9 protein-coding genes are annotated in these 12,478 nt (G+C 73.2%); 2 read left to right on the plus strand and 7 right to left on the minus strand.

What is annotated here, in order from left to right:
• Positions 1-6 precede the first annotated feature (6 nt).
• The 3 genes from OWR29_RS45910 to OWR29_RS45920 are packed head-to-tail and all read right to left on the minus strand — an operon-like array spanning position 7 to position 7,018.
• Positions 7-2,967, minus strand: coding sequence for an FtsX-like permease family protein (locus OWR29_RS45910; RefSeq protein WP_267570012.1), 2,961 nt, complete (start codon positions 2,965-2,967; stop codon positions 7-9).
• Positions 2,967-5,978: an FtsX-like permease family protein gene (locus OWR29_RS45915; RefSeq protein ID WP_267569998.1), complete on the minus strand. Its 3,012-nt coding sequence runs from the start codon at positions 5,976-5,978 to the stop codon at positions 2,967-2,969. Before OWR29_RS45915 ends, OWR29_RS45910 begins: the two co-directional genes overlap by 1 nt.
• Positions 5,979-6,022: 44 nt before the next feature.
• Positions 6,023-7,018, minus strand: a complete 996-nt coding sequence (locus tag OWR29_RS45920) for a magnesium transporter CorA family protein (protein ID WP_267569999.1) — start codon at positions 7,016-7,018, stop codon at positions 6,023-6,025.
• Between the two features lie 41 nt (positions 7,019-7,059).
• Between OWR29_RS45920 and OWR29_RS45925 the strand changes: the two genes are divergently transcribed.
• Positions 7,060-7,794 carry a nicotinamide mononucleotide transporter family protein gene (locus OWR29_RS45925; protein ID WP_267570000.1) on the plus strand — a complete coding sequence of 245 codons (735 nt, stop codon included), beginning with the start codon at positions 7,060-7,062 and terminating at the stop codon, positions 7,792-7,794.
• On the opposite strand, the gene OWR29_RS45930 is transcribed toward OWR29_RS45925, so the two are convergent.
• The gene (locus tag OWR29_RS45930; protein ID WP_267570001.1) at positions 7,770-8,018 is read right to left on the minus strand and encodes an SCO4226 family nickel-binding protein; all 249 of its coding nucleotides are present in this window, start codon (positions 8,016-8,018) and stop codon (positions 7,770-7,772) included. The genes OWR29_RS45925 and OWR29_RS45930 overlap by 25 nt on opposite strands.
• A gap of 84 nt (positions 8,019-8,102) precedes the next feature.
• On the opposite strand from OWR29_RS45930, the gene OWR29_RS45935 reads away from it, so the two are divergent.
• A complete protein-coding gene (locus OWR29_RS45935) occupies positions 8,103-10,811 on the plus strand; it encodes an ATP-binding protein (protein ID WP_267570002.1) in 2,709 nt (902 codons plus the stop codon).
• Here OWR29_RS45935 and OWR29_RS45940 read toward each other — a convergent pair.
• From OWR29_RS45940 to OWR29_RS45950, 3 genes are all read right to left on the minus strand, one after another.
• Positions 10,802-11,257: a hypothetical protein gene (locus tag OWR29_RS45940; RefSeq protein ID WP_267570003.1), complete on the minus strand. Its 456-nt coding sequence runs from the start codon at positions 11,255-11,257 to the stop codon at positions 10,802-10,804. The genes OWR29_RS45935 and OWR29_RS45940 overlap by 10 nt on opposite strands.
• 82 nt (positions 11,258-11,339) lie before the next feature.
• Positions 11,340-11,609: a hypothetical protein gene (locus OWR29_RS45945; RefSeq protein WP_267570004.1), complete on the minus strand. Its 270-nt coding sequence runs from the start codon at positions 11,607-11,609 to the stop codon at positions 11,340-11,342.
• Between the two features lie 13 nt (positions 11,610-11,622).
• A complete protein-coding gene (locus OWR29_RS45950) occupies positions 11,623-12,303 on the minus strand; it encodes a Crp/Fnr family transcriptional regulator (RefSeq protein WP_267570005.1) in 681 nt (226 codons plus the stop codon).
• Positions 12,304-12,478: the final 175 nt, after the last annotated feature.

Here is a 12,478-nt window from a genome sequence, read left to right on the forward strand (position 1 = left end):
GTTCCCCTACGAAGGTGTGATGCGACGGCGGAGGTCCCGGCCGGTGACCAGGGCCACGGTGGCCAACAGTAGAAGCACGAGGACGGTCGTGCCGGCCAGCGCCAGCACCCGCGGCCAGGACGGCAGGGGCAGGTCGACCGAGGCAACGCCGGTCAGCGGCAACGCCCACCCGGTCACCGCCCAGCCGGCCAGCGCGGTCAGCATGCCGGTCACGGCCGCGATGCCGACCAGGGCTGGGTACGTCCACAGCGTGGCCCGGCTCATCGTCGGCCGGCGCAGACCCTGCACCCGCAGCGCCGACAGGTCTTCGACCCGGCGGCCGCGGTCGACGGCGGCCGCCAGCACCAGCGCGAACGCGCCCAGCAGCACGGCCAGCCCGCCCGCCAGCAGGTGGAACCAGAGCGAGAGGGCCGGGCCCTGCTCGGCCAGCTGCCGCCGCACCTGGGCCGCCTGGGAGTCGGCCACGATGGTCAGGCCCTGGCCGGTCAGCTTCTCGGCGATGTCGGCCGGCGCCTTGTCGTTGAGCCAGACCTCGGGCAGCAAGGCCGGGGCGGCGTCGACGGCGAACCGGTCGGCGTACTCGAGGTCGACCAGCGTGGCGTTGCGGCCGAGGCGCGGCACGGCGGGCAGGCCGGTCGCCTCGGTCACCTCCATCGCCTTGCCGTCGAGGCCGGTGAGCACGTCACCCGCCTGGTCGTTCCCGGCGTACGCGACGGGAAGGGGGTACGGCGTGTCGACCGGGTAGATCCAGGCGCCCTCGGGCAGACCGCCGGGCGCGTCCAGGTCGATGCGCAGGCCGCCCGCCGTCGAGCTGACCCGGCCGTACTGGGGCATCCGCCAGCCGTCGCCGAGCCCGGCGATCGTCACCGAGGCGGTCACCCCGGCCACGTTGCTGTTGACCATCAGCTGCAGGCCGTTGATGCGGCAGCCCTCGTCGCACGCGCTGACCCGCTGCTCGTAGGTGTGTTCCCCGGCCCGCAGGTCGCCCAGCTGCACCAGGCTCTCGCCGAGCCCGCTCAGGGAGGTGAGCAGCACGTTGAGCCGCACCTCGCGGCCCTTCACGATGCCGCCGGCGTCCGCCCGGACGACAAGGTCCGGGCCCTTGACCGTGGGCGGGGCCGGCGCCTCGGGGCGCAGCTCGCGCGCCACCTCGCGAGCCGGCGGCCCGCCCTCGGGCCAGGTGGCGACAGCTGCGAGCCGGGTCGTGTCGGCGGCCAGCCCCAGCGGTTCGACGCCGGTGCTGTTGCGCAGCCGCACGGTGGCCATCGCGAACTCGCCGGCCGGGTCGACCTGACGGACCGCGTGCAGCAGCTTGCTGCGGAAGACCGGCTGCACCTCGAGCACCCGGCTCGCGCCCACACCCAGGTCGGCCTGCACCAGCCGGCTGCGGGCGGCCACGTCGATCGCGCACGCGGCGTAGCCCGCCACCGCCACGGTCGCGACCAGCAGCGCGAACAGCCGTGCGGCGCCGGGTCGCCGGGAGAGCTGGAACCCGGCCAGGGCCGGCCCGAGCCGGCCGGCGGCCAGCGCCCGGGACGCGTACCGGGTGACCAGCGGCAGCAAAGCACGCGCGGCCAGCAGGGCCAGGGCGAGCATGACGAAGGCGGGCGCGAGAAGGCCGACGCCGGTGAGCGAGCCGTCCGAGAGGGCCAGCTGCACCGCGCACACGACGGCCAGCAGCACGACGACGGCGTCGACGGCGACCGCGCGCGGGCCGTTGGCTCTCACCGGGCGCCGCAGCAGGGTGGCGACCGGGCTGAGCAGCTGGCGGCGCTGGGCCAGCACGGCCGCGCCGACGGCGGCGAGGGCCGCGAAGGGCGCGTACCGCAGAGAAGCCCAGCCCTCCTCGATGCCGACGCCGGGGAAACGGGCCGCCACGATCGCGTTGACCAGCAACTGCCCGGCCAGGCAGCCGGCCACCGCGCCGGCCAGGATGGCCACCAGGGTCTCGCCGGTGGCCAGCCACCAGCGGTTCCACCACCGCGAACCGCGCAGCGCGACGATCGCCAGCTCGGACTGGCGCCCCTGGGCGCCGTAGCTGACGGCCAGGAAGATGCTGAAGCAGGCCAGCAGCACCAGCGGCACGGCCAGCACCGGAACCAGCAGGTGCGCGGCCGTGCGACCGGATTCGATCCGGTCCAGCAGCGCCGGGATGGCCGTGTTCACCTGCAGGTTGGGGCCGATCTCGGTGGCCTTGCGGGTGAGCTGGACCAGGCCGGCGCGCAACTCGTCGAGCCGGTCCGGGTTCAGCGCCGCCGGGCCGGCCAGCCCGTCGATGGACAGGTCGGTCACCCCGTGGTCGAGCGTGGTGAAGGTGTTGTCGTCGGAGAAGACCGGCTCGCCCGGGCCGATGCCGGGGACGGCGGTGAAGTAGCCGCGCGTCCCCCAGTAGACCTCGCCCGGATTGCCGACCTCGTACACGCCCGCGATCACCAGCCGTCTCGGCCGGCCGTCCTTCTTCCAGTACGGGTCGGTCGGATGGTCGACGTAGGCGGCCGACATCAGCGTGACCGGGTCGCCGGCGCTCAGCCCGACCCGCTCGGCCGTCCGCGCCCCGATGATGATGTCGTCCTGACCGACCAGGCAGCGGCCGGCGACCATCCGCACGTGCGCGCAGACGTCCTGCCGGTACACCATCCGGCTGGCGTAGGCGTTGGTCGTCTCGAGCCCGATGACCGGGTACGACGAGCTGTAGACGTACGTGAAGCCGGGCAGCTCGACCAGGGCCGGGCCGACGTCGGCGAAGTCCGGCCCGCCGCTGTCGATCCGGGCGTCCTGGTTGCCGGTGATGACCAGGCTGCGCTCGCCGGCCGTGGCCGTCTCGATCTGGCCGGCCGCGATCGCCCGGTCGAGTGCGGTCAGGTAGGCCGGCGAGGCCACGGCGGAGGCCACCGCGAACAGCGCCAGCAGCGCGAGCGTGACGGCCTGGCCGCGCCTGGTCCATACCATGGACAGCACCAGCGACATCATCGGGCAGCCTCCCCGCCCCGCAACCGGCGCACCAGCGGCAGCGCCGAGAGCCAGCCGACCAGCCCCAGCACCACGAGCGCGATTAAACCGGCCGCCCCGAGCGCGACCCAGCCGAGGGCACCCGGCCGGGGCAGCACGTTCCAGCCGTCGGTGAAGCCGCGCACGGCCACCCGCGCCGCCGGGTTCGCGATCGCCGCCGCCACCAGCCCGGTGACCAGCCCGGCCAGAATCAAGACCCAGGTTCCCGCGTACGCCGTTCCGACCGCAGCCCTCAGCGGCAGACCCTGCACCCGCAGCGCCCGCAACTGCTCGAGGCGGGTCCGCCGGTCGACCGCGCCGGCCACCCCGATGGTCGCGGCCGCCAGCAGCAGCCCGACCACGCCGCCGACCAGCCCGAAGCGGGCGATCGCGGTGGGCGCCTGCTCGGCCAGCCGCCCGGCCCGGCCACCCACCGTGTCCTCCGCGCCGATCACCAGCCCGGCCTCGCGCAGCGCGGTCACCACCTCGGGCCCGGCCCCGGGCGCGAGCCAGACCTGGAACGTGCCGGGCACGTTGACGTCACCGGCGATCCGGCGGGCCGTCTCGAGGTCGGCGAGCACCCCGCTGCGGCCGAGAACGGGCAGCACGTCCGTGACGCCGGCGACCCGCACCGGGACCGGCTCCCCGTCGTACGAGGTCAGCGCGGGCTCGCCGAGCCGCCACGCCTCGGGCGGCGTGCCGGCCAGCACCACCGGCGGCGGCACCGCGCTGTCCACCGCGTACACCTGCTTGCCGATCTCGGGGATGCCGGCGCTGTTCTCGTCGCGAGCCAGACGCAGCACGCCGTCCGAGGCGGCGATGTCGAGCGCCGCGCCGGTGGTCTCGGGCCGCCAGCGGGCTATGTCGCCGAGTTCCCGCGGCCCGAGGATCGTCGCCGCCGGGCTCTGCTGGGTCAGCCCGCGCAGCGTCACCGCGCTGCCCGGCTCGGCCGGCGGCACGTATCCGTTCGGCACGGGCGGGCTGCTCAGCTGCCAGCGCAGGATGCGGCAGCCGGGCGCCTCGGCGCACCCGGCGACCGGAGCCGTGAGGGTCTGCTCGCCCGGACGGAGCGGGCCGAAGCGCACCTGGACCGGGGCGCCGGTGCCTTCGTGCTGCAGCGAGAGGCCGACCGTGACCGGTTGGCCGCTCTCGTTGCGCAGCCGCAGGGCGAGCCGGCTGCCGGTGACCGCGGGCGCGGGCTTCGGGCCGTGGTTCTCGGCCGTGGCCGCCGCGAGCAGGCCGGCCGGGCCGTACGCCGGTTGCCAGCGCGCCACCGCGGCCAGCCGGGAACTGTCGACGGCGAGCACCGGGGGCGTACTCGCCCGGTCGACGACGACGGCCATCGCCTTTTCGCCCCCGGGGTCGGCCCGGCGGACGGCGGCCAGCAGCGTGGTGCGGTTGGCCGTCTGGACCGTCAGCACCCGCTCGGCGCCCAGTTCGGCCCCGCTGCGCTGGGTGCGGGCCCGGTGGTCGCCCAGGGTGAGGCCGAAGGTGGTGGCGAACAAGGCGACCGCGACGACGATCAGCGCGAACACCCGGTCGCTGCCGGGCTGCCGCGAGACCTGCACCGCTGTGAGACCCAGCCGCAGCCGGCCGGCCCGCATCGCGACGCTGCCGCCCCGGTCGGCCACCCGCCCCAGCAGCCGGGCCAGCAGCACCGCCACGGCCAGCGCGACCAGGCCCGGCGCGGCCAGCGCGAGCCCACTGCCGCGGGCGCTCGAGCGGGCCTGATAGACGGCGGCCACCGCGATCACGAGCAGCAGCAGGTCGACCACTCCGGCCCGCCAGTCGCCACGACCCGAGCCGACCTCGCGCAGCAGTTCGGCCACCGGGCGGCGCAGCGCCACCGCCTCGACCACGGCCAGCACGGCCAGACCGCCCAGCAGCACCGCGGCGACGGCCACGAGCGAGAGGGCCAGCGCCTCGCGCTGCTGGACCGCGGCGGTGACCGGCCCGGCCAGCCGGCGCGCCAGCAGCCAGCCCAGCGGCAGCCCGATCAGCGCGCCCGCGGTCAGCGGCAGCAGGTGCTGGCCCCAGGCCAGGCGCAGCATCGCGAACCGGGTGGCGCCACGCAGTTTGAGCAGGGCGGCGTCGCCCCGCCGGTCACGGCCGGTGTAGCGGCCGGCCAGCCCGATCGCGAACCAGGTGAGCACCAGCGTCTGCACCATCGCGATGACCACGCCGACCCGGATCTCGTCCCGGTCCCGGTCGATCGCCACCAGCAGCGGGCCGGACGCGTTGACCAGGCGCAGCCCCGAGGCGGCGATCTTCCACTGGGCCTCGCGCAGATCCGGGCCGAGCTGGTAGCCGCCCTCGCCCCGCAGCAGCGCCTCGGGCAGGGGAAGGTCGTAGGCGACGGTCGGCTCCCACAGCGGCGGCGCCTCGAACGTCTCGATCGGGGTGAAAGCCGGGTCGAGCCCGCGCTCGGCCTCGAACAGCGAGTTGCTCCAGTACAGGCTGCCCGGGTTGGCGTACGTGTAGCGGGCGACCACGGTGAGGTCGACCGGCGGCGAGATCGGGGAGCCACGCAGGGTCAGCTTGTCGCCCGGCCCCACCTTCAGCTGTTCGGCGGCGGCGACGCTGATCGCGGTCTGCCCGCGGGCCGAGGGGCAGGGCCCGTCGAGGCGGACGTTGGCGCAGAAGTCGTCGCGGAAGGCGACGCTCATGGCCGTGCCGGTGCCGACGGTGAGCGGCAGCGCCAGCCCGGTCACCGGGTCGGCCGCGGGCAGCGGCAGCAGGCTGCCCACCTGCGATTCGAGTTCGCGGATGGCCGCCTGGGGGTCGCCGCCGGTGTTCGAGATCTGCCGCACCGAGACGGTGCGCTGGTCGGCCGGGGCGGCGGCCAGGTCGGCGGCGGCGGCCCGGTTGATGCTCGCGTAGGCGAACCACGGCCCGGCCGCGGCCACGGCGGCGGCCAGCGCGGTCAGCACGAGCACGGTCAGCACCTGGGCGGTGCGTGTGCGCACCGCACCCCAGATGAGCCCGACCATGCCGGGAGGCTACGCCAACCGGACGCGCGGCGATGCCCCCTGAATCAGAGCCAGCCGCGTCGTTTCAGATACAGGTACAGCAGCAGCGAGATGGCCACGATCGACACCGTGCTCACCACGAAACCCGACGCCTTCTCGAAGCCCGGGTACGGCAGGTTCTGCCCGAAGTAGCCGGTGATCGCGGTCGGCACGGCGACGATGGCGGCCCACGCGGCCAGCTTGCGGGTGGTGTCGTTGAGGACGTTGCCCTGCTCGGCCGTGTCGGCCTGCAGCAGCGCGTCGATCCTGTCCCGCAGGTGCTCGACCTCGTCGACGGTGTGGGTGGCGTGGTCCTCGACGTCGCGGTAGTACGGGCGCAGCTTCGCGTCGACCAGGCCCAGGTCGGAGCGCGTAGCCTGGCCGACCAGCTCGGGCATGGGACCGACGGCCCGGCGCAGCGCGGCCAGCAGCTTGCGCTGTTCGATGGCCCGCATCCGGATCGCCCGCGGCGCCCCGCCCTCCTCGAGCAGCTTGTCCTCGACCTGGTCCATCGCCGTGTCCAGCTGCTGAGCGGCCGCGTACTGGCCGTCGACCACCACGTCGAGCAGGCCGTACAGCAGGAAGCCGACGCCGCCGCCGTCGAGCTGGGCGTCGACGTCCCAGCGGTCGACGAACTTGCTCGTGTCGCTGGGCGACTTGCGGACCGTGATGAGCGCCCGGGGCGTGACGAAGACACTGATCTCGGTCTTGCCGAACTGGGTGTGCGAGTCCTGGGTGGCGATGTCGACCGCGTACACGTTGAGGAAGACGTGGTTCGGGTACCGGTCGAGCTTGGGCCGCTCGTGGTCGACCGTCGCGTCCTCGACGGCCAGCGGGTGCAGCTGGAACTCCCGGGCCACCAGGGTCAGGTCGTCCGCGGTGGGGTGGAACAGGTCGAGCCAGAGCACCGCGTCCGGGTGCTCGTCGAGCAGCGGGGCCACCTGGTCGTACGGGAAATCCTCGGCGATCGGTTTGCCCTTCTCATAGAGGCGGGTCTCGATCGGGCAGGTGGGTTCGGTCACGGGAACCACTATGCCTCGTCGCCCGCGCCCTACGATGAGTCGTGCACTGGCTGGATCAACTGCTCTCCGGGTTCTACACCGCCAAGTGGCAGGTGACCGCCGACCAGGCGATCTACTACCGCGAGATCGTCGGCAACGCCTTCGGGCTGGGGTCGGCGCTGTTCGGCATGCGCCGCAGCGTCTGGGCCTGGCCGGTCGGCATCGTCGGCAACGTCCTGCTGTTCACCGTCTTCGCGGGCCAGGCCATCGGCAACGACCAGGGCACGCCCCTGTTCGGCCAGGCCGCCCGCCAGGTCTTCTTCGTCATCGCCAGCGTGTACGGCTGGTGGCGCTGGAGCCAGAACCGCAAGCGCAGCTCGGCCGGGGTCGCGGTCCATCCGCACTGGGCAACTGCGCAACAGCGCGTCGTCTACGGCGGCCTGGCCCTGTTCGCGGTGGTCCTCTGCTTCTACGTGTTCCGCGCGGTCGGCGCCGGCTTCCCCGTGCCGTGGTGGTACTACCTGGCCGACTCGTGGATCTTCGTTGGGTCCATGCTGGCCACCTACGCGCTGGCCCGCGGCTGGGTCGAGTTCTGGCTCTGCTGGATCGCCGTCGACCTGGTCGGCGTGCCCGAGCTGCTGCACTTCCGCTACTACCCGTCGGCGATCCTCTACGGCGTCTACGCCGTGTTCGTGATCTGGGGTTTCGTGGTGTGGCTGCGCATCTCGCGGGCCGAACCGGGGCCGCCCGCCGAGCGTGCGGCCCCGCCCGCTCAGACCTCGGCCGTCAACTCGTAGACCTCGGTGGTGGGGTGGCCCGCGCGCTCGTGCACGCGCATCACGGCCTCCTTGCTCGGCCCCGAGCTCAGGCAGAACACCTTGCCCGACTCGGGGTCGAGCCACGCCCGCTCGAAGTGCACCCCCTCCTCGCCCTCGATCTTCAGGTCGGCGTCGTGCGCCTCGGCCAGCTGCTCCGGCGTGACCCCGTGAAATCCGCTGTGTACGTCCATGAACTTCGCCATGACCCCAGCCTCGCCGTCTCCGCTGCGTCGGACATCGGTCAGAGCACCTACTAAGGCGCGCCCGGCTGACCTAAAGTCGCGGTCGTGGTGGCCAGCCCCGTGCTCGTCGGCCGGCAGGACCTGCTCGCCCTCGCCGACCGCCGGCTCGGCGCGCCCACCGGCGAGGCGCTGTTCCTGGCCGGCGAGGCCGGCATCGGCAAGACCCGTCTGCTCGGCGAGATCGTGGACCGGGCCCGCTTGCGGGGCTACGACGTCTTCCAGGCCGGCGCCTCGCCCGGTGACACCGAACTCGCGGGCGGCCCGCTGGCCGATCTGGGCGCCGAACTCCGCCGCCACCCGGCCACCGCCGCCGCCGGCATCCGGCTCGAGCAGCGCCTGCGCGAACTCACCGACGGCGACCCGGCCCGGCAGCGCCGCCTGCTCGTGGCCGACCTGTCCGGCCTGATCGCCCGCCCCGGCACGCTGATCGCCCTGGAGGACCTGCACTGGGCGGACGACCTCACCCTGGACGTACTGGCCCGCCTGGCCCAGCACGCTCGCACGGCCCGGTTCATGGTCGTCGGCACCTACCGCAGCGACGAGCTCTACCCGCGCGTGCCGATGCGGCAGTGGCGCACCCGCCTGCTCACCCAGCGCCTGGCCGAAGAGGTGCGCCTGCCCCGGCTCGACCCGGCCCAGACGGCCGAGCTGGCCGCCGCCATCACCGGTTCGGCCCTGCCCGGCGCGGCCGCCGCCGCGCTGCACACGCACAGCGACGGCATCCCGCTGCACGTCGAAGAATTCCTGGCCGCCCCGGCCACAGTGCCCGAAACCCTGGCCGAGGCTGTGCTGGCCCGCGCTTCCCGGCTCAGCCCGCCCACCCGCGCGCTGGCCGAGGTCGCCTCGGTGCTCGGCCGCTCGTTCGACCTCGACCTGCTCACCGCCATGACCGGCGACGGCCCCGACGTCATCGACGAGGCGCTGCGCGAGCTCACCGAGCAGTTCTTCGTGCGGCCCAGCCCCGACGGCTCCGGCTACGACTTCCGGCACGCCCTGATCCGCGACGCGCTCTACGCCGGCATCGCCCCGCTGCGGCGCCGCGCCCTGCACGCGAAGGCGGCCACGGCCGGCTTCCCGGACGCCGTGGCCAGCGACCACTACGAGCGGGCGGGCCGGTTCGACGAGGCGTTCCGGCACGCCCGGGCCGCCGCCCGCGAGGCGGCCGCGCTCTCCGCCCACCGCGAGGCGGCCGAACTCTACCGGCGAGCGAAGCGCACCTGGCCGGCCCGGCTGCCCCGCTCCGACTGGGCCGGCCTGCTGGCCGCCCTGGCCTGCGAGCTGACGTCGATCGACGAGATCGAGGAGGCCGCCGCCTGCTACGCCGAGGCCTACGACGTACGGCTGGAACTGGGCGACAAGGCCGGGGCGGCCGCCCTGGTGGGTGACTGGGTGGCCGTACGGCATCTGCTCGGCGCCGACCTCGAGGCGCGCACCGAGGCCCTGCGGGCCGCCCTGCCCTTGGCCGCCGACCATCCGCAGACGTGCGCCGAGCTTCATGCCGAGCTGGCCGCCGCGTACATGTTGGACCGCCGCCTCGACGAGGCGCTGGCCAGCGGCGAACAGGCCCTGGCCATGGGCATCGAGGACCGCGCGCGCTGCCACGTCGACGCGACGGTCGGCTCGGTGCTGCTGTTCGCCGGCCGCACCGCCGAGGGCACCCGCCTGCTGCGCGATGCGATCACCCGCGCGTCCGGCCTGCGGTACGAGGCCCAGACCGCGCGCTCGTACCGCATGCTCGGCAGTTCCATGTCGGTGCTGGTCGAGTACGACGAGGCGGCCCGCACGCTGCGCGAGGGCATCGCCTACACCCAGCAGGTCGAACAGTTCAACGACCGCCACTACATGGCCGCCCACCTGGCCCACGTCCAGTGGGCGACGGGCGACTGGGCGGCCGCCACCACCACCGCACGGCAGGCCCTGGCCGACGGCGGGGGCATCACCACTGAGATCACGGCGCGGCATGTGCTCGGCTATCTGGCGCTGGGTCGTGGATCGTACGACGAAGCCCGCGACCATCTCACCCGGGCCGAGCGACTCGGTTCGGGCATGCGCGAGCTGCAGCGCCTCTCCCCCGCCTGGTGGGGCCTGGCCGAACTGGCCCTGGCCCTCGACGACGCCCCCACCGCCGTCACCTACTGCGAACAGGGCTTCTCGGCGTCGGCGGCGGTGGGCGACGCGGCCTACCTTTTCCCGTACGTGGTGACGGGCGTCCGCGCCCACCTGGCCGCAGCCGGCTCGACCGCCGCCCGAGCCTGGCTGACCCGCACGTCAGCCCTGCTCACATCCCGAGGAATCCCCGGCACGCTGGGCGCCCTCCCGCACGCCGAAGGCCTTATCCACCTGCACGAGGGCCAGACCGGAAAGGCCCGAGCCTGCCTCAGCGAAGCGGCCGCCTTCTGGACCACCCGCCACCGCTTCTGGGAAGGCACAGCCGTCCTGCTCGACCAGTCCCTGTGCGCCCACCGCTCCCGCCGCCCGGCCGAAGCGGCCGCCTTCCGCTCAGCAGCCCACGACGCGTACGCCTCGGCCGGTGTTCTCTTGCCCTCGCAGCCGGTCGCGTCCCCCGCTGTCCTGTCCGCCCGCGAACTCGAGGTGGCCCGCCTGATAGCCGACGGCCTGACCAACCGCGAGATAGCCGCGGCGCTGACCATCGCCCCCAAGACGGCCGCCGCCCACGCGGAACACATCCGTACGAAGTTGGGAGTCACCCGCCGGGCCCAGATAGCCACCTGGATCGCCGCCGGTCAGACGTGAGCCTGCCGGCCCTCTTGAGGACGGTCGAGCTTGCGGGCCAGCGCCCTGATGTCCGAGCGGTCCTTCGACCTCTTCAGCGTCTTCTTGTACCGCAAGACCTCGTCCAGGCGCGCGAATCGCAGCTCTCGATGGGCCTTACGCTGATCGATCGGGAAGACCTCAGCCCGATCGATCAATTCGTCGGCGTCGTAGTCGTCGGAGATCCAGCCCCGGGAGAACTGGATGCGGCCACCGCAGAACTCGACCAGCCGGGCGCCGTTGATGGTGCCCTTGGCCCGGTTGCCCCGCTCGGAGACCCGATTCCAGGTCTCGCCGCGGGCGATCACGTCCAGGTCGCCCACCTTGTCCCGCAGCCGGTGGGCCAGCAGCGGGCCGCTGCCGAAGATGACAAGATCACCGTGGTCGAGTTCGAGGTCGCGAATGATTTCGGAGAGACGACGAATCAACCTGTCCTCCGACAGTGCCTTTCGCCGCTGCGCCCCGCGCATCGTCAGTCCAGCCTCACTTCGCCGTGGCTCCCGATCGGGATCATACGCGCCGCCGACCGGCCTCACGCCTCCTCCGCACGGGCCGGGGCCGGGCCTTCTTCTCGAGCTTGCGCAAGGCTCGGATGATCTTCGCCCGCTGCTTCGGAGTGGCGCCCTCCAACGCCCGGCCGAATCGGCGGGTGAGCCACCGCTGCTCGATCCAGGTGCAGAACATCGGCGAGATCGCCCGCACCCCGACGGCCACCGCCAGCGCGGCCGCGGCGAACCCCGACCCGTGATCCGTGAGGACGGCGACCAGCTCCGAGGACATGGCAGGCTCGCCGTCACGTGACCGTCAGGTTGCCGTCGGCGATGTCCCGCAACGCCGCCGGCTCGATGATGGTCACCGACTGCCGCCCCGTGACGACGATGTCGGCCGCCTTCAACCGGGCAATGATCTTCTTGACCGAGTCGAGCTTCTTCGCCCCGACCAGGGTGGCGATGTCCTGCTGATTGAAGCGCAGCAGCACGCTGCCGTCCTCGGCCTGCTCCCCGAGGCCGCGGTCGACCAGCTCGACCAGCCGCTTGGCGAGCTGCTGCTCGATGGCCAACTCCGACTCGACGTTGCGCCGGGTGGCCCGATCGGCGAGGTCATCAGTCATGGCGAGCAGGGCGTGCATGGCCCGCGGGTGGTCGTAGAGGAACTTGAGCCAGACCGGCCCCGGCAGGTAGAGGGCTTCGACGTCGCTGAACGCGATGATGCTCGCCATGCGGGCCTGCCCGCGGATGACGGCCATCTCCCCGACGATCGCCCCGGGGCCGCGGATGTCGATGATTCGCGGGGGGCTGCCCCGCATCGCCTTCACGTGACCCTTGGTGATGAGGAGCGCGAAGTCGCCGGGTTCGCCCTCCAGGAAGAAGGGTTGGCCGGCCGAGCGGCGAACCGGGCGCCCGAAGGTGCTCAGCTCGTCCAGCTCCTCAGCGGTGAGGAGCGGCATAGCCGGCTGGTCGGGCCTGGTTACCATGTGCAAAGGGTAGAACTACCCTTAGCTGTGTGGGAATGGCTCAGTTGTCTGGGTGCAAATAGTGGAAATGGATCGCCTGAACGGGGCAAGTCGCCCGCTTGTTTTGCTTGAAGACCTTGGGGCTTCGCCCCAAACCCCAAACCGCCTGGGGAGATGGGAAAGGCAGCTTGGATGA

The organism is Paractinoplanes pyxinae (assembly GCF_026626335.1).
Lineage (GTDB): Bacteria > Actinomycetota > Actinomycetes > Mycobacteriales > Micromonosporaceae > Actinoplanes > Actinoplanes pyxinae.

What these genes read in the sequence shown, in the direction of transcription:
- OWR29_RS45945 (WP_267570004.1), bottom strand. Translation starts at nt 11,609, where the DNA reads ATGTCCTCGGAGCTGGTCGCCGTCCTCACGGATCACGGGTCGGGGTTC.
- OWR29_RS45915 (WP_267569998.1), bottom strand. Translation starts at nt 5,978, where the DNA reads ATGGTCGGGCTCATCTGGGGTGCGGTGCGCACACGCACCGCCCAGGTG.
- OWR29_RS45910 (WP_267570012.1), bottom strand. Translation starts at nt 2,967, where the DNA reads ATGTCGCTGGTGCTGTCCATGGTATGGACCAGGCGCGGCCAGGCCGTC.
- OWR29_RS45950 (WP_267570005.1), bottom strand. Translation starts at nt 12,303, where the DNA reads ATGGTAACCAGGCCCGACCAGCCGGCTATGCCGCTCCTCACCGCTGAG.
- OWR29_RS45930 (WP_267570001.1), bottom strand. Translation starts at nt 8,018, where the DNA reads ATGGCGAAGTTCATGGACGTACACAGCGGATTTCACGGGGTCACGCCG.